General features: G+C 66.7%; 22 protein-coding genes. 16 read left to right on the forward strand and 6 right to left on the reverse strand.

Annotated elements, in window-relative coordinates; genetic code table 11:
* The first annotated feature begins 4 nt into the window (after positions 1-4).
* The 7 genes from MLE27_RS04730 (at position 5) to MLE27_RS04760 (ending at position 6,781) form a co-directional block, all read left to right on the forward strand.
* Positions 5-1,201, forward strand: coding sequence for a glycosyltransferase family protein (locus MLE27_RS04730; protein ID WP_243310735.1), 1,197 nt, complete (start codon positions 5-7; stop codon positions 1,199-1,201).
* Positions 1,198-2,430: a glycosyltransferase gene (locus tag MLE27_RS04735; protein WP_243310736.1), complete on the forward strand. Its 1,233-nt coding sequence runs from the start codon at positions 1,198-1,200 to the stop codon at positions 2,428-2,430. The genes MLE27_RS04730 and MLE27_RS04735 overlap by 4 nt, the downstream gene beginning before the upstream one ends.
* Entirely contained in the window at positions 2,427-3,551 is a 1,125-nt protein-coding gene (locus MLE27_RS04740; RefSeq protein ID WP_243310737.1) for a glycosyltransferase family 4 protein, read from the forward strand. Before MLE27_RS04735 ends, MLE27_RS04740 begins: the two co-directional genes overlap by 4 nt.
* On the forward strand, positions 3,548-4,141 hold the full coding sequence (locus MLE27_RS04745) for a histidine phosphatase family protein (RefSeq protein ID WP_243310738.1): 594 nt from the start codon (positions 3,548-3,550) through the stop codon (positions 4,139-4,141). Before MLE27_RS04740 ends, MLE27_RS04745 begins: the two co-directional genes overlap by 4 nt.
* Entirely contained in the window at positions 4,138-5,298 is a 1,161-nt protein-coding gene (locus tag MLE27_RS04750) for a glycosyltransferase family protein (RefSeq protein WP_243310739.1), read from the forward strand. The genes MLE27_RS04745 and MLE27_RS04750 overlap by 4 nt, the downstream gene beginning before the upstream one ends.
* Positions 5,299-5,327: 29 nt before the next feature.
* A complete protein-coding gene (locus tag MLE27_RS04755; protein ID WP_243310740.1) occupies positions 5,328-6,122 on the forward strand; it encodes a polysaccharide deacetylase family protein in 795 nt (264 codons plus the stop codon).
* 215 nt (positions 6,123-6,337) lie between these two features.
* Positions 6,338-6,781, forward strand: coding sequence for a DMT family transporter (locus MLE27_RS04760; RefSeq protein ID WP_243310741.1), 444 nt, complete (start codon positions 6,338-6,340; stop codon positions 6,779-6,781).
* 12 nt (positions 6,782-6,793) lie between these two features.
* Here the strand turns inward: MLE27_RS04760 and MLE27_RS04765 are convergent, their stop codons facing one another.
* Positions 6,794-7,456 (reverse strand): FkbM family methyltransferase, encoded by a 663-nt coding sequence (locus MLE27_RS04765; protein WP_243310742.1) that lies wholly within the window; start codon positions 7,454-7,456, stop codon positions 6,794-6,796.
* Between the two features lie 176 nt (positions 7,457-7,632).
* Between MLE27_RS04765 and MLE27_RS04770 the strand changes: the two genes are divergently transcribed.
* Positions 7,633-8,046, forward strand: a complete 414-nt coding sequence (locus tag MLE27_RS04770) for a tetratricopeptide repeat protein (RefSeq protein WP_243310743.1) — start codon at positions 7,633-7,635, stop codon at positions 8,044-8,046.
* 109 nt (positions 8,047-8,155) lie between these two features.
* Here the strand turns inward: MLE27_RS04770 and MLE27_RS04775 are convergent, their stop codons facing one another.
* The 3 genes from MLE27_RS04775 to MLE27_RS04785 all read right to left on the reverse strand — a co-directional run bounded on the left by MLE27_RS04775 (position 8,156) and on the right by MLE27_RS04785 (position 11,713).
* Positions 8,156-9,625, reverse strand: a complete 1,470-nt coding sequence (locus tag MLE27_RS04775; RefSeq protein ID WP_243310744.1) for a response regulator — start codon at positions 9,623-9,625, stop codon at positions 8,156-8,158.
* 123 nt (positions 9,626-9,748) lie between these two features.
* Positions 9,749-10,087 carry a P-II family nitrogen regulator gene (locus tag MLE27_RS04780; RefSeq protein WP_243310745.1) on the reverse strand — a complete coding sequence of 113 codons (339 nt, stop codon included), beginning with the start codon at positions 10,085-10,087 and terminating at the stop codon, positions 9,749-9,751.
* 9 nt (positions 10,088-10,096) lie between these two features.
* The gene (locus tag MLE27_RS04785; RefSeq protein ID WP_243310746.1) at positions 10,097-11,713 is read right to left on the reverse strand and encodes an ammonium transporter; all 1,617 of its coding nucleotides are present in this window, start codon (positions 11,711-11,713) and stop codon (positions 10,097-10,099) included.
* A 662-nt stretch (positions 11,714-12,375) separates the two neighbouring features.
* On the opposite strand from MLE27_RS04785, the gene MLE27_RS04790 reads away from it, so the two are divergent.
* From MLE27_RS04790 to glnD, 3 genes are read left to right on the forward strand one after another with little or no spacing between them, the layout of a single operon-like run.
* Entirely contained in the window at positions 12,376-13,587 is a 1,212-nt protein-coding gene (locus tag MLE27_RS04790) for an ammonium transporter (protein WP_243310747.1), read from the forward strand.
* 12 nt (positions 13,588-13,599) lie between these two features.
* A complete protein-coding gene (locus tag MLE27_RS04795) occupies positions 13,600-13,938 on the forward strand; it encodes a P-II family nitrogen regulator (RefSeq protein ID WP_243310748.1) in 339 nt (112 codons plus the stop codon).
* Between the two features lie 52 nt (positions 13,939-13,990).
* Positions 13,991-16,570 (forward strand): [protein-PII] uridylyltransferase, encoded by a 2,580-nt coding sequence (gene glnD / locus MLE27_RS04800; RefSeq protein ID WP_243310749.1) that lies wholly within the window; start codon positions 13,991-13,993, stop codon positions 16,568-16,570.
* Positions 16,571-16,725: 155 nt separating this feature from the next.
* Here the strand turns inward: glnD and MLE27_RS04805 are convergent, their stop codons facing one another.
* On the reverse strand, positions 16,726-17,097 hold the full coding sequence (locus MLE27_RS04805; protein WP_341482503.1) for an iron-sulfur cluster assembly scaffold protein: 372 nt from the start codon (positions 17,095-17,097) through the stop codon (positions 16,726-16,728).
* A 462-nt stretch (positions 17,098-17,559) separates the two neighbouring features.
* Here MLE27_RS04805 and MLE27_RS04810 point away from each other — a divergent pair, with 462 nt between their 5' ends.
* From MLE27_RS04810 to MLE27_RS04825, 4 genes are all read left to right on the forward strand, one after another.
* Entirely contained in the window at positions 17,560-18,138 is a 579-nt protein-coding gene (locus tag MLE27_RS04810) for a YkgJ family cysteine cluster protein (RefSeq protein ID WP_243310751.1), read from the forward strand.
* Positions 18,131-20,434, forward strand: a complete 2,304-nt coding sequence (locus MLE27_RS04815) for a penicillin-binding protein 1A (RefSeq protein ID WP_243310752.1) — start codon at positions 18,131-18,133, stop codon at positions 20,432-20,434. Before MLE27_RS04810 ends, MLE27_RS04815 begins: the two co-directional genes overlap by 8 nt.
* A gap of 31 nt (positions 20,435-20,465) precedes the next feature.
* Complete coding sequence (locus tag MLE27_RS04820) at positions 20,466-20,840, forward strand: hypothetical protein (RefSeq protein WP_243310753.1); 375 nt, start codon at positions 20,466-20,468, stop codon at positions 20,838-20,840.
* Positions 20,841-21,304: 464 nt separating this feature from the next.
* Positions 21,305-22,186, forward strand: a complete 882-nt coding sequence (locus tag MLE27_RS04825; protein WP_243310754.1) for a GGDEF domain-containing protein — start codon at positions 21,305-21,307, stop codon at positions 22,184-22,186.
* Between the two features lie 132 nt (positions 22,187-22,318).
* Here MLE27_RS04825 and MLE27_RS04830 read toward each other — a convergent pair whose 3' ends face one another.
* A complete protein-coding gene (locus MLE27_RS04830; RefSeq protein WP_243310755.1) occupies positions 22,319-24,292 on the reverse strand; it encodes a peptidase U32 family protein in 1,974 nt (657 codons plus the stop codon).
* A 223-nt stretch (positions 24,293-24,515) separates the two neighbouring features.
* On the opposite strand from MLE27_RS04830, the gene MLE27_RS04835 reads away from it, so the two are divergent.
* Positions 24,516-25,697: a pyridoxal phosphate-dependent aminotransferase gene (locus MLE27_RS04835; RefSeq protein ID WP_243310756.1), complete on the forward strand. Its 1,182-nt coding sequence runs from the start codon at positions 24,516-24,518 to the stop codon at positions 25,695-25,697.
* The last annotated feature ends 47 nt before the right edge of the window (positions 25,698-25,744 follow it).

The raw sequence follows: 25,744 nt of genomic DNA on the forward strand, positions 1-25,744 counted from the left end.
TCGCATGGCGGCGCCCACGACCTTCAACATACTGATGTACTCCCACGACACCTACGGGCTCGGGCACATCCGCAGGACCATGGCCATAGCGAGCCACCTGCGGCGCACGGGCGTCAACGTGCTCATCCTCACCGGGTCGCCCCTGGTGGGCCGGTTCGACTTCCCCGAAGGGGTGGACTTCGTGCGCATCCCTGGGATGATCAAGAAGACCAACGACGAATACCTGCCTCTTTCCGTTCGCATGAGCGCGGCCCACGCCCTGAACATCCGGCGCAACATCATCGTTGCCACGGCCAAGGCCTTCCAGCCGCACCTCTTCATAGTGGACAAGGCCCCCCTGGGCCTCAAGAAGGAGGTGCTGCCCACGCTCAAGTGGCTCAAGCGCCGCCTGCCGCAATGCCGCACCATCCTGGGCCTGCGGGACATCATGGACGACGCCGAGTCCACCAGGAAGGACTGGCGCGACAAGGGCATCTACGACGTGCTGGACCGCTTCTACTCCGAGATATGGGTCTACGGAAACCGCGACTACTACGACCCCATCGCGGAATACGAGATCCCCGAGGCCGTTGGCGCCAAGATGTTCTTCACGGGCTACATCCCCCGGGCCCTGCCCAAGCGGGGCAAGATGCTGGAGATGCGCCAGGAGGAGCACCTGCACCAGAAGGAGCGCCTGGTGCTTGTGACCACGGGCGGCGGCGGCGACGGCTACCCCCTCATGGACGCCTACCTGAGCATGCTCGAAAACATGGAGAACCCGCCCTTCCGCTCCATCCTGGTCTCGGGGCCGTTCATGCCCAAGCCCATGCGCGAGGAGGTGCACCGCCGGGCCAAGAAGCTCAAGGCGCACTTCTACCACTTCCACAGGCGCATGGAGGCGCTCATGGGCCTGGCCGACGTGGTGGTCTCCATGGGCGGCTACAACACCACCTGCGAAATACTTTCCCTGCGCAAGCCCTCCCTGGTCGTCCCCCGCGAGGAGCCCCGGCTGGAGCAACGCATCCGGGCCGAGGTGTTCAAGAGCCACGGGCTCATCGACTTCCTGCCCTGGGCCGACCTGACCCCGGAGAACCTGGGCCAGAAGGTGGGCGCGCTCATCGCCAACCCCCAGTCCTGCTGCCGGGGCATCGAGGGCTTCACGTTCACCGGGCTGGAGGCCATCTCCTCCCGTCTGGCCGAGTTCAGGGGGCTGCATCCATGAAGCGCCCCGTTCTGGGGATGATCCTCAAAGGCTATCCGCGCATTTCCGAGACGTTCATATCCAACGAGATCGAGCTGCTGGAGGCCCAGGGCTTCGACATCCGCATCCTCTCCATGCGCCACCCCCGCGAGGACTTCACGCACGAGTCGGTCAAGCGCATCAAGGCCCCCAGGCACTACCTGCCCGAGACCATCCAGGGCAACGCGGGCAGGCTCCTGGCCGCCAACCTGCTCTGCGCCCTGCGCTCGCCCGCGCGCTACGCCAGGGGCCTGGCGGAGATGCTCAGGCGCATCGTCCGCACCCGCAAGGCCACCACGGCCAAGCACCTGCTCCAGGCCGGGTATCTGGCCGCGCGGGTGCTGCCCGGCTCCGGGGTCACGCACCTGCACGCGCACTTCGCGCACTCGCCCACCTCGGTGGCCGTTTTCACGTCTCTGCTTACGGGGCTGCCCTACAGCTTCACCGCCCACGCCAAGGACATCTACACCCAGGACCCGGCCCGCCTCACCGAGAAGATCGCCGGGGCGCGCTTCGTGGCCACCTGCACCGGCTACAACAAGGACTACCTGGCGAAGCTCAATCCGAACGGCACGCCCATCCACCGGGTCTACCACGGCATCGACGTGCGCCTGTTCTCGCCCGTGGCGCATAGGCACAAAAGCGGCGAGGCCTTCGAGATACTCACCGTGGCCCGGCTGACGCCGAAAAAAGGCCTGCCCACGGTGCTGCGCGCCGTGGCGGAGCTGGTGAGGCGCGGCCACCCCGTGCGCCACACCATCATCGGCACCGGCGAGGAGAGAGAGGCCCTCCAGTCCCTGGCCGGGGAGTTGGGGATCAGCGATGCGATCGACTGGCTTGGCGTGCAGGCCCACGAGGTGGTGGTTGCGCGCATGAGCCGGGCGGACCTGTTCCTGCTGGGCTGCGAGGTCAGCGGCAACGGGGACCGCGACGGCATCCCCAACGTGCTGGTGGAGGCCATGGCCATGGGCCTGCCCGTGGCGGCAACCGCCGTCTCGGCCATCCCGGAGCTGATCGTGGACGGCGAGCACGGGCTGCTGGTCCCCCCCGGGGACCACCTGGCCCTGGCCGATGCGGCCGAGCGCCTGCTCACCGACGAGGCGCTGCGGGCCATAGTGATCCCCGCCGCGCTGGAGCGCGTGCGCGAAAATTTCGACAACCGCAGGCTCGTGGGCGAGCTGGCCGCGATCTTCCGCGCAGCCATGTCATGAAGGCCGCCTTCTATTCCCCGTTCAAGCCCCTGGACCACCCCCGGCCCTCCGGCGACCAGACCACGGCGCTGGGCCTGACCGCGCACCTGCGCGCCAAGGGCCACACGGTCGAGGTCGCCAGCCGCTTCCGGGCCCGCCACCTGGCGGAGCGCCCCTGGCTGTGGCCCCGGGCGTTCTGGGAGGCCTGGCGCGCGGGTAAAACACACGCGGACGTCTGGCTGACGCACCACGCCTATTACAAATCCCCCGACGTGATCGGGCCGTGGGCCGCCCGGCGCATGGGCGTTCCCTACGCCGTGTTCCAGGGAATCTATTCCACCAAGCGGCGCAAGAATCTCACCACACGCCTTGGCTTCGAGCTCAACCGCCGCTCCCTGCTGGCCGCTGACGTGGTGTTCTCCAACCGCAGGCTGGACGTGGAGAACCTGCGCCGCCTGCTGCCCGAGGAGAAGATCGTCTACGTGGCCCCCGGCATCGACCCCGAGGCCTTCCGGCGCGACCCGGGCGCGGGCGCTGCGCTGAGGGAAAGCCTGGGCGCGGGCGGCAGGCCCGTGATCGCCTGCGTGGCCATGATGCGCGACGACGTGAAGGCCCAGGGCCTGCGCTACCTCATCACCCGCTTGGGCCGCCTGGAGCGGGATTTTCTGCTGCTCTTGGCGGGCGACGGTGAGACCCGCCCCGAAATGGAGGCCCTGGCCCGGGAGCATCTGCCCGGCCGCTCGGCCTTCGTGGGGCAGGTGCCGCGCGGCGAACTGGGCCGGATCTACAGCGCAGCGGACCTGTTCGTCTTCCCCGGCATCCGGGAGAGCCTGGGCATGGTCTACCTGGAGGCCCAGGCCGCCGGGTTGCCCGTGGTGGCCTTCGACAACGGCGGCATCCCCGAGGTGGCCGCCCACGGGGAGACGGGCTTTTTGACTCCTCCCTTCGACGACGAGGCCTTCCTGAGCGCGGTGGCCCGCCTTCTGGACGACGCAGCCATGTGCCAGGCCATGGGAGTGGCGGCCCGGCAATACGTGTGTGAAAAGCACGACGCCCGCCGCAACTTCGACGTGGTGGAGGAGCGCCTGCGCCTGCTGGTGGAGGAGCGCCGTAACGCCCGATATCCGGGGGGCAGGGCGTGAGCGCGCTCATCGCCCTGGTGCGCCACGGCCGCACCGCCTGGAACGAGGAGCGCCGCATCCAGGGCCGGGCCGACTCCCCGCTGACGGAGGATGGCGCGCGCGAGGTGGCCGCCTGGCCCGCAACCCTCGCGGGTTACGGCTTTTCAGCGCTCTATTCCAGCCCCATCGGGCGCGCCGCGCTCACCGCCGAGGCCCTCGGCCGGGGGCTCGGGCTTTCGGTGCGCATGGAGCCTGGGCTCGTGGAGCAGGAGTTCGGCTCCTGGACCGGGCTTACCGTGCCCGAACTGCGCTCGGCCGGGCTGCTCGCCCCGCAGGAGGCCGCAGGCTGGGCCTTCACCCCCCCGGGCGGGGAGGCGCGCACCGAGGTGCTGGCCCGCTCCTGGGAGGCCCTGTCGCGCCTTGGCCGCGCGCACGAGGGCCGGTCCATCCTGGCCGTGACCCACGAGGGCGTGGTCCGCGCCGTTCTCTACGCCCTGCTCGGGCGGGACTACCTGCCCACGGAGCCCAAAATCCTCGCCCCGCGCGCCCTGCACCTGCTGCGCGCCGAGGGCGGCTGCCTGGCCATCGAGGCCATGAACCTGCCGCTATGAACATCGTCTTCTACTGCCAGCACGTGCTCGGCCTGGGGCACTACATGCGCAGCCTGGCCATCGTGCGGGCCCTGGCCCCGCACCGCGTCGTCTTCGTCACGGGCGGGCCGGACGTGCCCGCCGGGCTCGGCCCGCATGTTGTGCACGAGCGGCTGCCCGTGCTCAGCATGGACGAGGAATTCTCGCAGATGCTGGCCCAGGGCGACCCCGAGGCCGTCAAGTCGGAGCGCCGCGAGCGGCTGCTGGCCATCCTGGAGCGCGAGCGCCCGGACGCCTTCGTGGTGGAGCTCTATCCCTTCGGCAGGCGGGCCTTCGAATTCGAGCTGGTCCCGGCGCTGCAGGCCATCCGGGAAGGCGCCTTCGGCAGGCCCCGGGTGCTGTGCAGCCTGCGCGACATCCTGGTGGAGAAGGCCGACCCCGGGAAGTACCAGGCCCGCGTGCTCAAGCGGCTCGAGGAATTCTTCGACGGCTTGCTGGTGCACTCCGACCCGGCGCTCTTCCCCCTGGAGGAGACCTTCCCCCGCGCCCGTGAGATTACCATTCCGGTTGAATACACCGGGTTCGTGGTGGAGCGGCCCACCCCCGGAGCCCGGGAGCGCGTGCGCGCGGAACTGGGCCTGACCATTGGGGATACGCTCATCGTGGCCAGCGCCGGTGGCGGCAAGGTGGGCTCCGAGCTGCTGTTCTCGGCGGTGGCCGCCTACCCGTTGCTTACGCTTTTCCCGGAACCGCGCCTGGAGGTTTTCAGCGGACCGTTCCTTGACGAAACGGTCTATAAGCGGTTAGGGGCCGATGCCTGCCCGCACTCGGGCATCCGGGTGTCCCGATTCGCCGGGAACTTCCCCGACCTCCTGGCCGGAGCTGATGTCTCCCTGTCGCTGGCCGGATACAACACGACGATGAACGTCCTCGCTGCCGGGGTTCCGGCGCTGGTCTGGCCTTTCGCCCAGAACCGTGAGCAGTCCATGCGCGCGCTGCGGTTGCAGTCCATGGGCGCGCTGGGCGTTCTCGGGCAGGCCGACCTGGAGCCGGCCCGCCTGGCCCGGCTCGTGGAGGCCCTGGCCCGCGGGGGCCGCCCCGAAGGGGGCTGCCCGGTGCGCCTGGACGGCGCGGAGCGGGCCGCGCGGTTGATCCTCCACGGACAACGGCGGCTGTAACATTCTAACCAACGGCATCTCAGGTTTCCATGATCGTCTCCAACAATGTCTCTCCCATTTGGCTGGCCATCCCCGACAACTACCGCACCCGGCTGATCCAGGCCGCCGAACTGGGCCTGTCCCAGGCTCCGGGCGGACGCGCCCAGGTGTTCTTCCGCGCCGACGACGTTGCCGTGCCCGGCAACAGCTTCACCAAAATGGTGGGCATCTTCCGCGAGGGCGGCGCGCCCCTGTGCATGGCCACGGTGCCCTCCTGGCTGACGGTGAGCCGCTGGCAGGCCCTGCTCAAGGAGGCCCGCGAGGACGAACTGTTCTGCTGGTGCCAGCACGGCTGGAGGCACATGAATTTCGAGCCCGTGGGGCAGAAGAAGCGCGAGTTCGGCCAGGCCCGCCCCGCCAAGGACAAGCGCCTGGACCTGACCAAGGGCTTCAAGCGCCTGGGCGAGATCATGGAGCAGCGCTTCACCCCGGTGTTCAGCCCGCCCTGGAACCGTTGCGACGGCGAATCCATGGCCGCCATGCCCGCCATCGGCTTCAGGGGGCTCTCCCGCACCGTAGGGGCCGGGCCCAACCCTCCCGAAAACCTGCCGGACTTCCCCGTGCGCATGGACCTGCACACCCGCAAGGAGCCCGACCCCCAGGCCTCCCTCGAAGCCATGCTCGATGAAATGCGCCAGGGCCTGGCCAGCGGCCGCCTGGGCGTCATGCTGCATCACCAGCGCATGAACGACGCGGCGGGCGTGTTCCTGGCCGCCCTCATCAAGGAGCTGGGCGCGCTGAAGGTCGATTTCACCGATTTCAGGCGGCTGCTGGCCGCCAGCTAGAGCCTAGCCTCCCGGGCTGCCAATGGCTTCCGCCATGATCGCGAAGCCGTGAAGGATTCCAAAGGAACGAAGTTCCTTTGGCGGGAGAGTGCAGAGAGGGCGGAGCCCTCTTTGCCCGCCGGAGGCGTCATTTCATAGCCGGTAGGCTGGTGCTGCGAGAGCCTCCGGCGGCCAAGGGGAGTTCCTCCCCTTGGAACCCCAATCGGGAGCCCCTCATGCGAAACGCCTTCATCCTCGTGGCCTTCGTGGCCGGGGCCCTGGTGCCCATCCAGGCCGGGCTCAACATCCAGCTGCGCAAGGTGCTGGGCGACCCCGTCCAGGCCTCCTTCATCTCCTTCCTGGTGGGCACGCTGGCCCTGGGCGTCTACAGCCTGGCGGCCAGACACACCTGGCCCTCGCTTACGGAAATGGCCTCCACGCCGCTGTGGCTCTGGACGGGCGGGCTGATGGGCGCGGCGTTCGTCACGGCCACGATCCTGGTTGGCCCCAGGCTTGGGGCCGCCTCCATGACGGCCTTCATGCTCATGGGGCAGCTGGTGGCCTCCGTGGTGCTGGACCACTACTCCTTCGTGGGCTACCCGGAGCACCCCGTGAGCTGGGCGCGCCTGGCGGGCGTGGGGCTGTTGGCGCTGGGGGCCTGGATGATCAAAGCATTCTGATCTGGAGAGCGGTCAGCGCCGCTCGAACAGGGCGTCGGCCGCGCTCAGGTTCCCATCCTCGTCGAACCAGGGGCGGTAGAGCCCCCGCACCCTGAAGCCCCGGCCCTCCATCCAGTCCATGAGCTCGCCCGCCAGGGGCTGGCCCTTGTACATCCCCGCGAAGGAAACCTCGCACAGCACCCCCCGCACTCCGCCCAGGAGGCCCTCCGCGCCGCGCAGGGCCTCCAGTTCGTAGCCCTGCAGGTCCAGCTTGATGAGCTGGGGCGAGTCGCGCAGATCCTCGTCCAGGCGCACCACCTGCACCTCGACGCGCCGGGCCACGCCCATGGGTTTGTCAGGGTGTTTCTGCAGGATGGCGTCAGGCTCCAGCAGGGAGGAGCACGTCGCGCTCTCCAGTTCGTTGATGACCAGGCGCGCGGGCGCGGAGCCCAATGCCGCCTCGCGCAGGCGCACCCGGGCGTCGTCCTTGAAGCGCTTGCCCAGTTTGCGGGCCAGGCGGGGCAAGGGTTCGTAGGCCACCACGGAGCCCAGCGGGAGCAGCTCCAGCAGGCGGGCCACGGTGCGGCCCTTGTTGGCTCCGCCGTCCACAATCAGGGGGCTGGCTGAACCGGCCAGTGCGGCCAGGGCGGGGAAGGGGTCCTCGACGGGGAAGAGGGGCCAGGTCGTGCTGTTCATGGCGGGGGAGAGTAGATGCCTCGCGGCCTGCGGGCAAGGGGAGAGGGAAAATCAATTTTGATATTGACAATGAGAATCGTTTTCAGTTAACCATGGCCAACGGGACACGGAAAGGGCAAGGCCCGAGGCGCACGCCAGGTCAGCCCTCCGCCCCAGCAGACGAGAGGAGTACCGCCATGACAACCAGATCATCCATCGGCTCTTCGGAGCGCCCACGGGATATGTTTTCGAGCATCCTCAAGCCCCTGGCCCAGGCCCAGAGCGATAGCTGCGGCTGCGGCGGCGGATGCCGGGCCAAGGCCATGACCCGCCTGAACCGCGAGGGCATGGAGGCCTGTCAGGCCGGCGACTTCGCCGGGGCGGACAAGCTGCTCTCGCAGGCCATAGGCATGGCCCGCAAGGCCGGAGTGTCCATGTACGAGGCCAAGATGCGCAACAACCTGGGCCTGGTGCACCTGCTGGCCAGCCGCCCGGACGACGCCCGGCGCGAATTCGGAGCCGCGCTGGACCTGGTGGCGGGCAAACTCGGGCGCGAGAACCCGCTGTACAAGAAGATCGAAGGCAACATGAGCCAGACCCGGGCCGCCTGAGGGCCGTAGCAAATTCCCTCCCACCGCCTTGCCGTAGGCCGGGTTTCGCGCGAGCCGTTCGCGCGGGGCCCGGCCGAACATTTCTGGAAAAATGAGAAACGCGCCCGGCTCAACCCGTGGGGTTCGAGCGCTCCGGGTGGCCCCGATGGGCGCGCTGCACGCTCATGACGAAGCAGGCCACGTTGTCCTTCTGCTCGAAGGTCAGCGAGCCGCCCATGGTGCGCAGCAGCCTGTGGCAGAAGGGCAGGCCGATGGTGTCGCCGCCTTCGTCGAAGGGCAGGAAGACCTTGTCCACGTCGGGCACGGGAGTGGCCTGTCCGCCGCAGACCTCCAGGTGCAGGAAACGCTCGCTCTCGAAGGTGCGCAGCCACATGCCGCCCTTTGGTGGCAGGTTGGCCAGGGTGGAGCGGATCAGGTTGATGACAACCTGTGTGAGCAGCTCCGCGTCCTCCTCCACTGTGGCCGAGGCGATGTCCTGGAGGAACCGGGGCGCGACGCCGTTGGCCTCCAGCTCCGGCGAGAGCAGGTCCAGGCATTTGCCCGCGATGGCCCCCAGGTCGCAGGGCTCGCGGTGGAGCTTCACGGGGCTCAGGTAGTCGCGGATGCGGTCCAGGATGCGCTCCAGGCGCTGGGCCTCGTCCAGGATCACCTGGGCCTCGGCGGATTCTGGCTGCTTTTTGACCAGCCTGCGCGCATACCCCGCGATGGAGACCAGCGGGTTGCGGATCTCGTGCGCCACCTCGGCGGAGATTGCGCCCAGGGTCTTCACCTTCTCCTTCTGAACCAGATATTTCTCCAGCATCAGCCGGTCGGTGATGTCGAGCACCACGCCCTCAACCTGGGGCCGCTCGCAGGTCGCGCCGCAAGGCGGCGTGGGAATGCTCTTGATGATGCCGTGCACCACCCGGCCGGACTTGCGCAGCATCCGGCAGGTCTTGGAAAAGGCGAAGGCCCCGTCCTGCAGGCGCTGGTTCAGGCTGCCCCGCACGCGCTCGCGGTCCTCGGGGTGGATGCGCTCCAGGAACCAGCCCTCCCGGGTGCGGGCCTCTTCGGGGGTGAAGCCCAGCATGCCCATGCAGGCGCTGTTCACGAACTGCACGTTCAGGTGGTCGTCCAGGCTGAAGATCATCAGCGGGATGTTGTGCACCAGGTTGGAGTAGCGGGCCTCGGCCCGGCGCACCTGGATGGTCAGCTCCCGGCGCTCCAGCACGGCGGACACCGCGTGGGCCAGCAGGTCGAAGCTCTCGATGGGCTTGATGATGTAGTCCCAGGCGCCGAGGCGGAAGGCGTGGATGGCGTCCTGGATGTCGGCGCGGCCGGAGATCACGATCACGGGGGTGTCGTCGCCGATGCGCCGTTTTTCCTCCAGGAAGGCCAGGCCGTCCATCACCGGCATGCGCAGGTCCAGCAGAACGAGGTCGGGCTTGGTGGCGCTGAGGGCCACCAAACCCTCGATGCCGCTGCCGGCTTCGACGGCCTTGTAACCGGCATCCTCTATCCAGGCCACGAGGGTGCTGCGGACGGCGATGTCGTCGTCCACGGTGAGGATGATGCGGGGGCTGGCTTCTTGCTGGGTCATGTGCGTCCCCTCGGAAGAGGCTGACTCCATCAATGGGCGAAATCGGGGGTTATGGCAAGAGGCGCACATAAAAGGGGGGCCGGATGGCCCCCCTTTGTGCGTCAGGCGGGATGCGGCTCGACCTTAGACCGCGCTCTGTCCGGATTCGCCCGTACGGATGCGGACGACTTCCTCCAGGCTGAAGATGAAGATCTTGCCGTCGCCGACGTTGCCGGTGTGGGCGGTGGTCTTGATGGCCTCCACCACCTTGGTGGCGATGTCGTCGTTGACCACGATTTCGAGCTTCACCTTGGGGATGAAGGACACCTGGTACTCCGCGCCGCGGTAGTGCTCGGTGTGGCCCTTCTGGCGGCCGTAGCCTTTCACCTCGGTGACGGTCATGCCCAGCGCGCCGACCTTGTCCAGGGCTTCCTTCACCTCGTCGAGCTTGAAGGGCTTGATGATGGCGGTGATCATTTTCATGGCGTTCTCCTAGCGGTGGGTCTTGTTCACGGAGAAGTCGGGGTAGGCGGTGACGCCGACTTCCGCCTCGTCCAGGCCGTCGCGCTCGATCTCGGGGCTCACGCGCAGCTTCACGAACACGTTGAGCACCTTGAAGAAGACGAAGAAGGCCACGAAGACGAAGATGAAGTTGGTCAGCACGCCGATGCACTGGGCCATGAACTGGCCGGAATCGCCGTAGAGCAGGCCCTTCACGGTGCCCTCGACGGTGTTCAGGGCGTCGCCGTAGGTGCCGTCCGCGAAGATGCCCACGGCCAGCAGGCCCCAGGCGCCGTTGACGCCGTGCACCGAGATGGCGCCCACGGGGTCATCCACCTTCAGGGTGCGGTCGACGAAGAAGACGCTCACGCACAGCAGCACGCCGGCGATCAGGCCGATGATGATGGCCGAGGAGGCGTTGACGAAGGCGCAGGGGGCCGTGATGGCGACCAGGGCCGCCAGCAGGCCGTTGGCGGCCATGGAGGCGTCGGGTTTGCCGTAGACGAGCCACATGTACAGCAGGGCGGAGAAGGAACCAGCGGCGGAGGCCAGCATGGTGTTGGTGGCCACGATGCCGATGCGCAGGTCGGAACCGGCCAGGGTGGAGCCGGCGTTGAAGCCGAACCAGCCGAAGGCCAGGATCAGGCAGCCGGCAATGGCCATGGGGATGTGATGGCCGGGGATGGCGTTGACCTTGCCGCCGGGGCCGTACTTGCCGAGGCGGGGTCCGAGGCAGATGGCGCCCGCCAGGGCCGCCACGCCGCCGGTCATGTGCACGACGGAGGAGCCCGCGAAGTCGACGACGCCGTGGCCCAGGCTGAAGTTCTTGCCCAGCGTGGAGAGCCAGCCGCCGCCCCACACCCAGTTGGCGTACAGGGGGTAGATGAACATGGACATGTAGAAGCCGTAGATCACGAAGGATTTGAAGGTCCAACGTTCGGCCATGGAGCCGGTGGGGATGGTCACGGCGGTGTCCATGAAGACCATCTGGAAGAGGAACATGGTGAAGATGGCCACGTCATAGGCGTCGCCCCCAAGCAGGAAGCCCTTGAGGCCGAAGAGGCCGAAGTCCTTCCCGAAGAGGGTGATGGCGAACTCGGTGTCCATGGTGCCGCCGCCGCCCAGGGTGACGAAGGGGCCCGCGCCGCCCATCTGCAGGGCGTAACCGGTGAGCCAGTAGCCGAGCATGCCGATGCCGTAGACCATGAAGTTCATGGTCATGGTGTGGGCGGCGTTCTTGGCGCGGGTGAAGCCGGTCTCGGCCAGGGCGAAGCCCAGCTGCATAAACATGACCAGGAAGCCGCAGACCAGCGTCCAGACGAAGTTGATGGAGATCTTGTTCTTGCCCGCAGCCTCGGCGGCTTTGGCGGCAAGGGGCTCCTTCTCGCTCATGGCGGCGAGCTCTTCCTTGGTGGGCGCGTTGGCCGCGTAGCCGATGATGTCAGCGGCGGTGCCGAGGGTGGCGCCGGTCGGATCGGGCTTGGCCGGTTCGGCGGCGGCCTCGGCGGCGGGGGCTTCAGGTTTGGCGTCCTGGGCCATGGCGGCCAAGGGCAGGCACGCCAGGCTGAACATTACGCTCAGGACGAGGCACGAGAGGAGCTTTTTCATACCTTACCTCCAAACAATATACTCAATGGATTTACGCTTTTGTCCAAGTCGGCATGTTGAGTCGAACGATTTGTTCAACATTCTGTTATTTATGAAGAATCTATGGGTGCGAGCATGTGATTCCCCCTTGTCGAACCAGGGCGCGGCTTCACGCTGCCCTCCCAACGCGCCTCACTGAGGCAAGTCGTCCTTCGGAGCGGTAGCCGAAAAAAGCAGTTGGTTTGTGTCTATATCGTTAAGATGCTCAATTCAAGACTAAATTACCACTTTTGTAAATTTCAAAAAGGAAAGGTAAGCGGGGTGACACAAAGGACATGGGGCATCGCCCGGGTGGCGGATTTCCTGGGAAATCGGCGGCTCTGCGCGCAAATTATCAGTCTGGACGATGAGTTGTTTCGAGGTGGTCAGGAGGGGGGATCACCCGGATGGCATGCGCGGAGCGCCCTGGGCAGCCCAGGTGCATACAATTTTGAATGAGTTTTGAAAATTGAGCGAAGCTTACAAAAAATACTTGCAAAAGTGTAAAAACAGCTCTAGTCATGAAGCCGTGCAGCCGACCGGGCGGAACAGGCAGGAGCGTCCGGTAGGGAAAACGGCCAGCGCAGGTCCCCGGCAGGACAGCCCTGCCGGGGGGCCACCCACGAAAACAGGAGGACATCTATATGAACGCGGCGGACACTGCATTTATCCTCGTATCGGCAGCCCTGGTGCTGCTCATGACCCCGGGCCTGGGCCTGTTCTACGGCGGCATGGTCCGCTCCAAGAACGTCCTGGCAACCTTGATGCACAGCTATGTGCTCATCGCCCTGATCTCCATCGAGTGGGCCATCCTCGGCTACACGATGGCCTTCGGCTCCGACATCGGCGGCCTGGTGGGCGGCCTGGACTACCTCAACCTGGCGGGCATGGATAAGCCCAACGAACTGGCCAAGACCGTGCCTCATCTGGCCTTCATGGCCTTCCAGATGATGTTCGCGGTCATCACCCCGGCGCTTATCTCCGGCGCGTTCGCCGAGCGCATCAAATTCAGCGCGTTCCTGATCTTCAGCCTCATCTGGGCGGTCTGCATCTACAACCCGCTCGCCCACTGGGTCTGGGGCGGCGGCTGGCTGGGAACCCTGGGCGCGCTCGACTTCGCCGGCGGCGCGGTCGTCCACATGAGCTCCGGTGCTTCCGCCCTGGCCTTCGTGCTCTTCCTCGGCAAGCGCAAGAACTACGGTCGCGAGCCCTTCATTCCTCACAACCTGCCCATGACCATCCTCGGCGCGGGCATCCTGTGGTTCGGCTGGTTCGGCTTCAACGCCGGCAGCGCCCTCTCCGCCGGCGACCTGGCCTCCTCGGCCTTCGTCACCACGCACCTGGCCGCCTCCGCCGCCGCCCTCTCCTGGATACTGGCCGAGTGGGTGCACCGCGGCAAGCCCACCACCCTGGGCCTGGCCTCCGGCGCGGTCGCCGGCCTGGTCGCCATCACCCCGGCCGCCGGCTTCGTCACCCCCATGTCCTCCATCGTGATCGGCCTGGTGGGCGGAGTGGTCTGCTACATGGGCGTGAACCTCAAGCACATGTTCCGGTACGACGACGCCCTGGACGTGGTGGGCGTGCACGGCCTGGGCGGCACCTGGGGCGCGCTGGCCACCGGCCTGTTCGCCACCAAGGCCGTGAACGATGCCGGCAACGACGGCCTGCTCTACGGCAACCCCGAGCTGCTCTGGAACCAGTTCGTCTCCGTGGTCGCCACCTGGGGCTTCTGCTTCGTGGGCACCCTGGTCATCCTCTTCGTGGTCAACATGATCGTGAAGGTGCGCGTCACCGAGCAGGACGAGGACAAGGGCCTGGACGTGAGCCAGCACGGCGAAACCGGCTACCAGAACTAAGGAGCGACCCCCATGCGCAAGATCGAAATCATCACCCGGCCCTACAAGCTGGAAGACATCAAGAAGGCACTCACCGACGCGGGCGTGAAGGGCATGACCGTCTCCGAGGTCAAGGGCTTCGGCCGCCAGCGCGGGCACAAGGAAATCTACCGCGGGGCGGAGTACCAGGTGGACTTCGTACCCAAGATCAAGATAGAGCTGGTCATCGACCAGGCCATCGTCCCCGCGGTGCTCAAAGCCGTGGAAGGCGCCGCCCGCACGGGCGAGGTGGGAGACGGCAAGATCTTCATCACCCCCGTGGAAGAAGTGGTGCGCATCCGCACCGGCGAAACGGGCAAAGACGCCATCTAACCGAACCAACACGAAAAGGGGCCGGACATCCGGCCCCTTTTTTCATTTTCGTATGGCAAAACACACACCCGGCGCTTTCGAGACGCTCAAGCTGGCCCGCCAGGAGATCCTGGCCCATCCGGACGCCACACTCTGCAGCAGGCTCAGCGAGGCCTTCGACGCCTATTTCAGGGCCCGGGTCGGCGAGATCCCGCCCCAGCGCACCCCCTTCGCGGTCATGGCCGTGGGCGGGTACGGGCGCTCGGAGCTCTGCCCCCGCTCGGACATCGACGTGCTCATCCTCTATAAGAGGTCCGTGCCGGGCGAAGCCAAGGAGCTCTCCCAGGCGGTCTTCTTTCCCCTGTGGGATCTCGGGCTGGAACTGGGTCACGGGGTGCGCTCCATTTCGGACTGCATCGACCTCTCCCGCAAGGACTGGCAGGTCTTCGCCTCCCTGCTGGACGTACGCCTCCTGGCGGGCGACGCCGCCGTCTTCGAGGAGTTCGTGGCCCGGCGCGACAAGAAGCTGCTTCCGGGTTCGGCCAAGAATTTCAAGCAGTGGCTTGAGGCGCAGAACGCGACACGCTCCTCAACCTACGGCGACGCCTCGGGGATGCTGGAGCCCAACCTGAAGGAGGGCATGGGCGGCCTGCGCGACGTGCACCAGGTGCGCTGGCTGGATTTCCTCTCCCGGCGGGAGGGGGAGGGCCTGCCCCAGGACGACCTGGCCGTGCTGGATGCGCACCTGCGCTTTCTGCTCACGGTGCGCAACCACCTGCACCTGCTGGAGAGCCACAAGACCGACCGCCTGGGCCTGGACGCCCAGCGCGAGCTGGCCCAGCGCCTGGGCTTCGTCGCTTCCGGCGAGATCCTGGCCGTCGAGGCGTTCATGGCCGAGCTGCACCGGGTCATGGCCGAGATACGCACCCTGCACCGGGCCACCTGGCCGCTGCTGGCCATGGAGCCGGGCCGCAAGCGCGCACCCCAGGTCGCCCTGGGCGGCTGCGCCGTCATGGGGCAGGAGGGCCTCGGCTTCGACCTGCCCCCGGGCAAGGGCGTGAGCCCGGAACAGATCCTGGAGATATTCGGCTACGCCTTGCGCCACGGCAAGGCCATGTCCCTGGCCGCGAGGCGCGCCATCGAGGCCGGGCTGCCGGACCTGGCCAGCTTCGCGGCCACGGCCGAGGGCGCGGCCCACGCCCGCGAGTTGCTGACCCGGGCCATGCTCCATCCCGGCAGCGAGGCCGCCCTGACCGACATGGTGGAGACCGGCGTGCTCGGCGCGCTCTTGCCCGAGTTCGCCCGCGTGCGCGACATGGTGCAGTACGACGTGTTCCACATCCACCCAGTGGGCCGCCACACCCTGGAGACCATCTTCGAGATCAAGCGCCTGGCCGACCCCGCCAGCCCCTACCACGCCCATTACGCTGCCCTGCCGCACCCCGAGCGGCTTTTCTGGGGCGCGCTCTGCCACGACATCGGCAAGGGCCTGGGCGGGGCCCACTCCGAGAAAGGCGCGGACATCGTGCGCGAGATGCTCGACCGTCTCGGCATGGGCGACGAGGCCCTCTCGGACATCTGCTTCCTGGTGCTCCGGCACCTGATGCTCGCGGACACGGCCTTCCGGCGCGACATCTCCGACCGCGACATCCTGGCCGAGTGCGCCCAGCGCACAGGCTCCGTGCAGCGCCTGGACATGCTCCTGCTGCTCACCGTAGCCGACTCCATGGCCACCGGGCCTTCTGCCTGGAACGACTGGAAGGCCAGCCTGCTGGGGGAGCTGTACGGCAAGGTGCGCGCCGCGCTCACGGGCGGCAAGCTCTTCGACCCCTCCGACGCCCAGCACATGATGGTGCTGCGCGACCACCTGCACGACAAGGCCCGGGGCCTCTTCAACCCCGAACGCCTGGAGGCCTGCCTGGACGCCATGCCCCCGCGCTACCTGCTCAGCCGCAAGCCCGAGAACATCCTGGGCGACCTGGCCCTGGTGGCGCAGCTGGAGGCCGACCTGGAGGATGACTTCCGGCAGCGACCCTCCAGCGTGGCAGGGCGCGGCGTGGCCGTGGTGGAAACGATCCCCTATCCCGGCGGCGACGGCTGGAAGGTGACCCTGGCCGCCAAGCACCAGCCCTCGCTCTTCGCCACCGTGGCGGGCGTGCTGGCCCTGCACGACGTGAACATCCGCTCGGCCGAGTTCTTCCTCTGGAGCGACTCCACCGAGCTGCACGCCTACCAGACCTCCAACCCGCCGGACACCCTCTTCTCCGACGAACTCTGGGCCAGGGTGCGCCGGGCGGTCCGCTACGCGCTCACGGGAAAGCTCTCGCTTGATTACCGCATCCAGCAGAAGCGGGCCTCCCCCCTGACGCCCCGCCAGCCGGACATGGGCATCACCCCCGGCGTGGTGGTGGACAACGACGGCTCGGACTCCTTCACCATCATCCAGGTGCGCGCGGGCGACCGCATCGGCCTGCTCTACGACATCGCCGTGGTTCTGGATTCCCTGGGCCTGGACGTGCGCATGGCCAAGATCGACACCCAGGGCCTGGACGTGTTCGACGTGTTCTTCGTGCGCGGCGAGAAAGGCCGCAAGATCACGGAAGGCGCCAAGCTGGAGGAGATCCGCCTGGCGCTGCTGGCGGCGGTCTCCTAGCGTCGGCGCGCCATGGGGGCGGGCGGCCTGCCGCGTGTTCCGCCAGGCCCCGCCGTTGGTTTCCAGCAGAAACGAAAGGGCCGCCCCTTGCGGAGCGGCCCTGGCCGTGCGTGCGGTAGGGCCGCCCTTGCGGACGGCCCATGGCAGTGGTCGCCTTACGCGGCCTGTTTCTTTTCCCAGTCGCGCAGGGCGATCTTGAGCGCGCCAACCACAAAAGTGTCGCAGTCGTACTTGGGGTTGACCTTTTCGAGCTTGCTGCACAGATCCTCGTTGGTGATGGGGTAGGCGTCGTAGATCGACATGCCCTTGACCATCTTGACCAGGGTGGTCAGGCAGGCGCGGCTGTAGCGGCAGCCGTCGACCTGGCCCCCGGCGTCGACAATGGTTTCATCGACGATCAGAAGCTGCATGCGGATGGACTTCTTGCAAGTCGTGCAGCCGTGAACGCCTTCGCAATTGTAATTATCGAGCAAACGAAGTTCGCTGGAACAGGAGTTCCCGTGGACAGTGTCCATAGAAGACCTCATAGTATATGGAAAAATAGTTCTGGATATGCCGCCGTCGCGCTGAACGCATGAAGGGCGGCACGACAACGCATGCCCGGAGGTGATGGGGTTAAATGTCCGGTGCGGAATGCGTAGCCGTCGCCTCAACCACTGCCGAGGCCGAGATACGACCGAGCGGCTGTGATCGTCAATAAAAAAGTGCCCACTGTGCGATTATTTTCACAAGCCACTCGCGGGCCGATATCGGCTGTGACCACGCAACCTGGCGTCATGACGAATGATTCACCTGGAATGTGCGGCGCCAGGCCGGGTATTCGGCCAGTTCCCGAGCGGGGGGGAGCAGGCCGCGGGAGTATTGGGTGGCCCAACTCAGGGCTCCGGGCAAAGCTTTCGGGCGATATGTTTTCCTGGCGGCGAGCCTCTCCGGGGTTGCCAGAGCGGGCCTGCGGTCATAATGGCAGTGCGGAGGCTCAAGGCGACACCGTGACCACAACTCCCGAATCATACGTCTGCGCCCAGTGCGCCGGGCTCGGCCCGACCTGCTGCAGGCTCGAACCCGGCCAGGAGGAGCTCTGCTTCCCCGTGTCGGAGCTCGAGCGCCAGCGCATCGTGGACGCCGCCCCCACCCTGGGGGGGCTCACCGGCGCCCCCAACACGGGGCCGTTTCTGGCGCACATGATGCGGCTCTTCCCCAGGGACAGGGCGCACATGGCCTCCCTGTTCCCTTCGCACGGGTCGCACCTGCGCCTGGCCACCAGGCCTGACGGCAGCTGCTCCTTCCTGGCGGCGGAGGGCTGCATCCTGCCCCGGGAGGTGCGTCCTTATTATTGCCGTCTGTTCCCGTTTTGGGTATCGGCAGGGGCCGTCGCCGCCTTTGACGCATCCGGGTGCCTGGCCTGCAAGCGCAGCAAGGGCGTGCGCGAGCTTCTGGCCCAGTTGGGCGTGAGCCATGCCGTGGTCCTCGACTTGCATGGGCGCATGCGTCTGGCCTGGGGAATGACCCCCTTCGAAGACGGCGAACTGCCCGCAAGGCTGAAGGATAGAGTGGGGAAAAATGCGTAAAGCACTGTTGATATTTGCGATTCTTATCGTTCTGGGCATCCTGGGCGCCGGCCTGGGGCTGGTGGGCGTCTACTTCTGGGCCGCCAGCGACCTGCCGGGATTTAAGAACCTCACGGAATACAAGCCTCCGGTGGTTTCCACCGTCTACACCCACGACGGCAAGGTGCTGGGCAACCTCTTCGCGGAGAAGCGGTTCCTCTCCTCCCTGTCGGAGATGCCCCCATTCCTACCCAAGGCCTTCCTGGCCGCCGAGGACTCCTCCTTCTATCAGCACGAAGGCGTGGACCCGCTGGCCATCTTCCGGGCCTTCATCAAGAACGTGCAGCACGGCGGCATGCGCCAGGGCGGCTCCACCATCACGCAGCAGCTGGTCAAGCGGCTGCTGCTCTCCCCTGAGAAGAGCCTCAAACGCAAGATCAAGGAAGCCATCCTGGCCTACCGCCTGGAGCGGTACCTCACCAAGGACGAGATCCTCACCATCTACCTCAACCAGATCTACCTGGGCTCCCGCGCCTACGGCGTGGAGGCCGCGGCCCGCACCTACTTCGGCGTGCACGTGGGCCAGCTGACCATCGCCCAGGCCGCCATTCTGGCGGGCCTGCCCCAGGCCCCCAGCCGCTACAGCCCCCTGCGCGACTTCGAGGCCGCCAAGGCCCGCCAGCGCTACGTGCTGGGCCGCATGCTGGAGAACAACTGGATCACCCAGCAGGAGCACGACGCCGCCCTCAAGGAGCAGCTCGTGTTCAAGAGCATGGACGACCAGCCCTCCTGGGGCGTGGGCGCCTACTACCTTGAAGAGGTGCGCCGCTGGCTCCTGGACAAGTACGGCGAGGACATGGTCTACACCGGCGGCCTCAAGGTGGTCACCGGCTGCGACCTGGTGCATCAGGAGGCGGCGGAGAAGGCCCTGCGCAAAGCCCTGGTGGATTCCTCCAAGCGCCGGGGCTGGAAGGGCACCCTGGACACCCTCACTCCGGACAAGTGGGCCGAGTTCCTGGCCCAGGACGTGAACCCTGAGCTGCTCAAGACCGGGCATTGGATCAAGGCGCTGGTCACCGAGGCCTCGGCCAAGGGGCTCACTGTCAAATACGGCAAGAGCGTCGGCTTCATCGACGCCAAGTTCCTGGGCTGGACCAGGGGCAAGGGCCCCAAGGCGGGCGAGGTGGTCTTCGTCTCGCTGGCCCCGCCCGACCCCAAGGCCAAGGCACCCAACCCCAAGGCTCCCAAGGCCGGGGAGGACCTCATCCTCCAGCAGGAGCCGGACGTGCAGGGGGCCTTCGTCTCCCTCGACCCCCGCGACGGCGTGGTGCTGGCCTGCGTGGGCGGCTTCTCCTTCGAGAAGAGCCAGTTCAACCGCGCCACCCAGGCCCTGCGCCAGTGCGGCTCGGCCTTCAAGCCCATCGTCTATTCGGCGGCCATCGACGAGGGCATGACCCCGGCCACCGTGGTCATGGACAGCCCCTTCGTCTACGAGGACCCGGTCACCCACAAGATCTGGAAACCCGAGAACTACGAGGGCGGTTTCCAGGGCCCCATGACCCTGCGCGCGGCCCTGGCGAAATCACGAAATCTCGTGACCATCCGGGTGGCCCAGCAGATCGGCATCCAGAAGGTCATCAAGCGCGCCAAGGACATGGGCATCGACACCGAGCTGCCGCCCTACCTGCCCATCAGCCTGGGCGCGGCCTCCGTGCATCTGATAAACCTTTGCCAGGCCTACACCTCCTTCCCCAACGGCGGGCAGCAGGTGAAGCCGCGCTTCGTGATGAGCGTCCAGGGGCCCGACGGGCAGGACCTGTACCACTCCGAGCCGGAGTACCACGAGGCCATGTCGCCCCAGACGGCCTTCATCATGACCTCCATGCTGCGCGAAGTGGTGCGCGCGGGCACGGCCGGCAAGGCCATGGCCATCGGCAAGCCCATCGCGGGCAAGACCGGCACCACCAACGACGAGCAGGACGTCTGGTTCATCGGCTTCACCCCGTACCTGCTCTCCGGCGTGTACCTCGGGTTCGACCAGCCCCAGTCCATGGGCAAGGGCGAGGCGGGCGGCACGGCGGCCCTGCCGGCCTTCGTGGAATACCGCATGGCCGTGGAGCCCTATTACCCAACGGTGGACTTCGTCGCGCCCCCGGGCATCGTCTGGGCCAGCGTGGACGGCGTCTCCATGCCGTTCAAGGAAGGTCAGGACAAGTCGGCCTTCGCCGGCATCATCGGCGGGGAGGGCAACGTGAACTTCTCAGACCCCAACGCGCCGCTGGCCACGGGCGAGCAGCTTCTCAAACAGATGTACTAGCCCGCACCGGGCCACGGAGACGAAGCCGGACATGACGCACAGCATCGGAATGACCAAAGCCCTGAAGCTGCTGGGGGACACCGCCGCCGACATCAGGCGGCTGGAGGCGGAGGCCGCCGAGGCCCTGCACGGGCGCGCCGACAAGACCGCGCACCGCGAGCTGATGCTCGAAAAGTGCGAGCTGCTGGCGGACCTGCCCGAGAACGCCCAGGACGCCCTGGGCGCGGAGGCCTCCACCCCTGAGGGCCGCCGCCTGCTGACCGGGGCCGAGGGCTTCGCCCGCCGCGCCAACCAGGCTCTGGACCTGGAGAGCATCTTCTACATGTCCGCGCTGCTCTATCCCGACGACTACCAGGACGGCGACCCCAACGATCTGGAAAGGTTCATCGCCACATTCAAGGGGTAGGCCCGGGAGACCAGCCCCTCCACGAGGACGAGCAGGGCGCTCCGCCGCAAGGCGGAGCGCCCTTTTGCCGTTGACGCTCCGGGCGCGGTCAGCCCCGGCGGGTCTGTCTGGCCGAGTCCTCGCGCGCCCGGGCAAGGGGCGGTGCGGGCGCGGTGTCGCGCGCCTAGCCTGCTGATAGCCAAAATATTTGCAATAAGAGATGGGTGCTGTTAATAATCAGCGTTAGCCCGTAATCAGTTTGATTGGCATTGCTACGCATGCCGGACGCTTTTCGCGGATACAGACGTGCTTCGTTGTTGCACAAATCACATCAGAGGTGCGTGATGGATCATGTTTGTGACGAAATCAAAGAACATTGCGACATCAAGAGGCTCTGCTCGTCGTTGGCCAAGGCGGGTACGCCTCAGGAACTGCGCTGGAAGTCGCTGTTCCTGTTTGTGTCGTTCATAAAGGAAATCCAATTCTTGTCGCCTTCCCAAAAGGAAGGCATCCAGCTTATCGCCTTGGAGGCGCTGAAATCCCTGAAGTTCGACAACGAGTCGTTTTCCGACGTTTCCAGCAGGATCGGCGCGTGTGTCACATCGGAGTCGATCGACAGCGTCAACAAGATGTTCGACGAGATCGTCCAGGCCATCAACGCCTCGAAGGAAGTCATCAAGAAGCGGTGCAACAACCTCGTCGACTTCAACAATGAACTGTCCAACGACATGCACAAGTTCAAGTCGATCGAAGAGGCGGTGCAGTTCGTCAACAGAAACGTGTCCGAGTTCGCGGACCTGCTGGCTCAGGATGCGGAAAGCCTGGACGCCATCTGCAACCTGGACCCGCTGACCGGGCTGAGAAACCGCAGATGCTTCGAGCTGACCATCGAACAGCTGGTCAAGGAGACGTTCGAGGAGAGCAGGCCCGCGTATGTCGCCATGCTCGACGTGGATAACTTCAAGAAGTTCAACGACAGCTACGGCCACCTCGTGGGGGATCAGGTGCTGCGCGAGGTGGGCAGGCTCCTGAACGAGGTGGAGGCCAAGGCCAATTCCAGCGAGGGCGGATTCCTCTCCGGGCGGTATGGCGGCGAGGAGTTCGTGGTGTACCTGGACGGCGTCGACGACGAGAAGGCCTTCGGGGTGTCGGAGCACATACGGCGCTCGCTGGAATCAAAGAATTTCGTGGCCCGCGACGTGGACGGGGCGCTTTTGTACGGCGGGCTCAAGATCACGTGCAGCATCGGCCTGTCCAAGATCCGCAACGATGGAAGCATGCAGAGCTACCTGACGGCTCTCAAACGCGCGGACGAGGCGCTGTATTTTTCAAAGAAGAACGGCAAGAACAGGACGAGCGTGCAATAGGCGGGCGCTGTTCCGGCGGACGCAAGGCCGGGCTGATGGGTGTGAGCGGGCTCCACCTGTCGAGTGCATGAAAAAAAGGGCTCACATTGTGAGCCCTTTTCATTTGTGGTCATCAGCCTGAACAGAGCGCTTCTACAGCACCCCGATATCCCAGTTGAACACGCAGCCGCGATCCTTGCGCTCCATGCCCTTGGGCAGGGGCTCGCGCATGTGGATCATCTGCATGAACCCGGCCTTGCAGAGGCTGTCCTCCTTCTCGGTCAGGTCCAGCTCCCAGTTGGGGTAGATCCAGAAGTTCTGGCCGTAGCGGGTGGCGAAGCAGATTTCGCCCTTGGGGCTGGTCAACGGCTCGCAGGACTTGATGTCCTGGCTGAGGGTGCGGCTGATGCCCAGGGGCCACAGCCCGAAGGTGACCACGCCCAGGGGCAGGGGGCTGCGCTTGGGCAGGGACATGACCTCCTCGCCGGAGAGCTCCGGGGAGATGATCGCGCCGTCGAAGCCCATGTCCTTCAACATGGAGAGGGCCAGGGGGTTGCTCACGTTGCAGAACGGCCCGGCCCACAGCTCCATCTCGCGGCGCTTGCGCAAGAGCCCGACCTGCCAGGGCGCGTTCAGCACGAAGCGCTTGCCGCCGCGCTTGAGGATGACCTCCAGGATGTCGGCGAAGTCCTTCTCCTCGTTGGGCCAGATGACCGGGGGCAGCCACCACCAGGTGGATGCCGCGCGCCCGAGCGGCAGGTGCTGCGTCTTGGTGGCCGAGACCCACACGCCAGCCGCGCCCTTGGCCGGGCCCTTGGGGGGCTGGCGCCAGATGTGCACGGATTCGCAGCGCTCGCCGCGCGCGGGCTTGTAGGGCTTGGGCATCACCGGCGCGTATTTCGACTCCACGGAGTCCAGCTCGGGGATCTTGTCCAACTGGGCCTGGAGCGCCTCGATGCGGCGCATCAGCTCCGGCTCGCGGCGGTCGATCAGGAACACGCTCATGCCCGCGCGCGGGCGTCCGGCCGCCGGGTTCACGGTGAAGTCGAAGCGGCCTCCCTTGGGCACGGAGCGGGTCACCCGCGCGACCTGGTGGCCGGGTTCGTCCTCGTAGCCCAGGCGCAGCAGGTCGCCCGCCAGCAGGGGCTGGCGCGGGTTGACGAAATACTTGCGGCCCTCGCGCAGGTTCACGCGGCCCACCAGCATGCCGGAGCCGGTCTGGCTCATGGCGTCCACGGGGTTGCGGGCCTTCTGCGGCAGGAAGCCGTAGTGGGTGCTGGGGCGGCCCAGGGCCTGCTCGATGTAGGAGAGGGCGGCCTTCTTGGCGTTGGGATCGTCGGGCGAGTCGCGCAGCACGCGGTAGGCCGTGGTGGTGTAGTAGACGTAGTGCGGGCCTTTCTTGCGGCCCTCGATCTTCCAGGCCTTCACCTGGGGGATGGTCAGCAGGGCCTTGGCCAGAATATCCAAAGAGAGATCCTGGCAGGAGAAGTAGCGGCCGGGATGCCCCTTGCGGTCGAACACCCGGCGGCAGGGCTGCACGCAGCGCCCGCGCAGGCCGCTCTTGCCGCCCAGGAAGCTCGACCACCAGCAGCGGCCCGAAATGTTGTGGCAGAGCGCGCCGTGCACGAAGGCCTCCAGCTCCACGCCTTCGGGGCAGGCGGCGGCCATGAGGCGCATCTCGTCCACGTTCAGCTCGCGCGGCAGCACCACGCGGCTGATGCCCAGCTGGGGCATCACGGCCAGGGCCGAGGGGGAGGAGACGTTGGCCAGGGTGGAGAGGTGCAGCTCGCCCTTGTATCCGGCCTGGCGGGCCACCACGGCCGAGCCCAGGTCCTGGATGATGAGGGCGTCGGGGTGCACCACGCGGGCCAGGCGGTCGGCCAGGCGGCCGGCCTTGCCTTCCTCGCCGGGTTTGACCAGCGTGTTCATGGCCACGTAGACCTTGCGGCCCATGTCGTGGGCCAGGGTGGTCAGGCGGGCCAGCTCCTGGATGGAGAAGTTGTCGGCCTGCATGCGGGCGGAAAAATGCTTGAGCCCGCAGTATACTGCGTCGGCTCCGGCGGAGAGGGCGGCCAGGAAGGATTGGGCGTCACCGGCTGGAGCGAGGATTTCGGGGGTGTGGTTCATGGTGGAACGATACTCTGCTGCAAGAGTTGGAAAAAATCCGCCGCTGTCGACGGAAGCCGGTGCGCATGATGTGCGCCCGCCGGAAAGCCCGGTGGGCGGTTTTCAATGAAGGCGAGAGCCATGTAATGCTTCGGGGCGGGCTTGGCAAGCTTGAAGTATGGGCGCTTGGAGGGTAGAAGCAGGGTCCCCCGCGTTGGCGGGCAACTCTCACCGGGAGCGGATCATGAGCTTGTTGTCGAGCGAGATTTCCGAGGCCTTGGGCAAGGGGTCCTGGATCAGGCGCATCTTCGAGCAGGGCGCGGAGATGAAGAAGATATACGGCGAGGACAATGTGTACGACTTCAGCCTGGGCAACCCGGACCTGCCGTCGCCCGGCGTGGTGGGCGAGTGCCTGGCCGAACTGGCCGCCCGCGCCACCGAGCCCTTCGCCTTCGGCTACATGCCCAACGCGGGCTACCCCCACGTGCGCGAGGCCCTGGCCGCCCAGGTGGCGCAGGAGCAGGAGGCCCCGGTCACCGGCGCTGACCTGCTGCTGAGCTGCGGCGCGGCGGGCGGCATCAACGCCTTCTTCCGGGCCGTGCTCACCCAGGGCGACGAGGTCATCTGCCCGCGCCCCTACTTCGTGGAGTACGGCTTCTACGTGGGCAACCATGGGGGAAAACTGGTCACCGTGCCGACCCAGCCCGACTTCGACCTGGACGTGCCCGCCCTGCTGGCGGCCATCACCCCCAGGACCCGCGTGGTGCTGCTCAACTCGCCCAACAACCCCACGGGCGTGATCTACTCCGAGAAGACCATCTGGGCCCTGGCCCACGGACTCACGGCCGAGAACGCCAAGCGGGAGAAGCCCATCCTGCTGCTGGCCGACGAGCCGTACCGATTCCTGACCTACGACGGCGCGCGCGTGCCCTCGATCATGAACATTTACGCCTACACGGTGGTGGTCAGTTCGTTCTCGAAAAACCTCTCCCTGGCGGGCGAGCGCATCGGCTACGTGGCCCTGGCCCCGCAGATGCCCGGCAAGGAGGAGCTCATGGCGGGCGTGGTGTTCGCCAACCGCATCCTGGGCTACGTCAACGCCCCGGCCATCGGCCAGGCCATCCTGCTCAAGGCCCTGGGCCAGCAGGTGGACGCCTCGGTCTACGCCGAGCGCCGCGACGCCATGGCCAAGGTGCTTAGCGACGCGGGCTACGAGTTCGTGATGCCCGCCGGTGCGTTCTACTTCTTCCCCAAGGCCCCGGGCGGCGACGACGTGGCCTTCGTGGAGAAGCTCTGCAAGGAGCGCGTGCTGGCCGTGCCCGGCTCGGGCTTCGGCATGCCCGGCCACTTCCGGCTGACCTTCTGCGTGGGCACCAAGGTGATTCTGGGCGCGGCGGAAGGGTTCAAGAAGGCCATCGTGGGCTGAACGGCCCGGAACGGGGCGCAATTCATTCTTGACAGGCCCTCTCGCCT

The organism is Fundidesulfovibrio agrisoli (assembly GCF_022808715.1).
Lineage (GTDB): Bacteria > Desulfobacterota > Desulfovibrionia > Desulfovibrionales > Desulfovibrionaceae > Fundidesulfovibrio > Fundidesulfovibrio agrisoli.

What these genes read in the sequence shown, in the direction of transcription:
- MLE27_RS04730 (WP_243310735.1), top strand. Translation starts at nt 5, where the DNA reads ATGGCGGCGCCCACGACCTTCAACATACTGATGTACTCCCACGACACC.
- MLE27_RS04735 (WP_243310736.1), top strand. Translation starts at nt 1,198, where the DNA reads ATGAAGCGCCCCGTTCTGGGGATGATCCTCAAAGGCTATCCGCGCATT.
- MLE27_RS04740 (WP_243310737.1), top strand. Translation starts at nt 2,427, where the DNA reads ATGAAGGCCGCCTTCTATTCCCCGTTCAAGCCCCTGGACCACCCCCGG.
- MLE27_RS04750 (WP_243310739.1), top strand. Translation starts at nt 4,138, where the DNA reads ATGAACATCGTCTTCTACTGCCAGCACGTGCTCGGCCTGGGGCACTAC.
- MLE27_RS04755 (WP_243310740.1), top strand. Translation starts at nt 5,328, where the DNA reads ATGATCGTCTCCAACAATGTCTCTCCCATTTGGCTGGCCATCCCCGAC.
- MLE27_RS04760 (WP_243310741.1), top strand. Translation starts at nt 6,338, where the DNA reads ATGCGAAACGCCTTCATCCTCGTGGCCTTCGTGGCCGGGGCCCTGGTG.
- MLE27_RS04765 (WP_243310742.1), bottom strand. Translation starts at nt 7,456, where the DNA reads ATGAACAGCACGACCTGGCCCCTCTTCCCCGTCGAGGACCCCTTCCCC.
- MLE27_RS04770 (WP_243310743.1), top strand. Translation starts at nt 7,633, where the DNA reads ATGACAACCAGATCATCCATCGGCTCTTCGGAGCGCCCACGGGATATG.
- MLE27_RS04775 (WP_243310744.1), bottom strand. Translation starts at nt 9,625, where the DNA reads ATGACCCAGCAAGAAGCCAGCCCCCGCATCATCCTCACCGTGGACGAC.
- MLE27_RS04780 (WP_243310745.1), bottom strand. Translation starts at nt 10,087, where the DNA reads ATGAAAATGATCACCGCCATCATCAAGCCCTTCAAGCTCGACGAGGTG.
- MLE27_RS04785 (WP_243310746.1), bottom strand. Translation starts at nt 11,713, where the DNA reads ATGAAAAAGCTCCTCTCGTGCCTCGTCCTGAGCGTAATGTTCAGCCTG.
- MLE27_RS04790 (WP_243310747.1), top strand. Translation starts at nt 12,376, where the DNA reads ATGAACGCGGCGGACACTGCATTTATCCTCGTATCGGCAGCCCTGGTG.
- MLE27_RS04795 (WP_243310748.1), top strand. Translation starts at nt 13,600, where the DNA reads ATGCGCAAGATCGAAATCATCACCCGGCCCTACAAGCTGGAAGACATC.
- glnD (WP_243310749.1), top strand. Translation starts at nt 13,991, where the DNA reads ATGGCAAAACACACACCCGGCGCTTTCGAGACGCTCAAGCTGGCCCGC.
- MLE27_RS04805 (WP_341482503.1), bottom strand. Translation starts at nt 17,097, where the DNA reads ATGAGGTCTTCTATGGACACTGTCCACGGGAACTCCTGTTCCAGCGAA.
- MLE27_RS04815 (WP_243310752.1), top strand. Translation starts at nt 18,131, where the DNA reads ATGCGTAAAGCACTGTTGATATTTGCGATTCTTATCGTTCTGGGCATC.
- MLE27_RS04820 (WP_243310753.1), top strand. Translation starts at nt 20,466, where the DNA reads ATGACGCACAGCATCGGAATGACCAAAGCCCTGAAGCTGCTGGGGGAC.
- MLE27_RS04830 (WP_243310755.1), bottom strand. Translation starts at nt 24,292, where the DNA reads ATGAACCACACCCCCGAAATCCTCGCTCCAGCCGGTGACGCCCAATCC.
- MLE27_RS04835 (WP_243310756.1), top strand. Translation starts at nt 24,516, where the DNA reads ATGAGCTTGTTGTCGAGCGAGATTTCCGAGGCCTTGGGCAAGGGGTCC.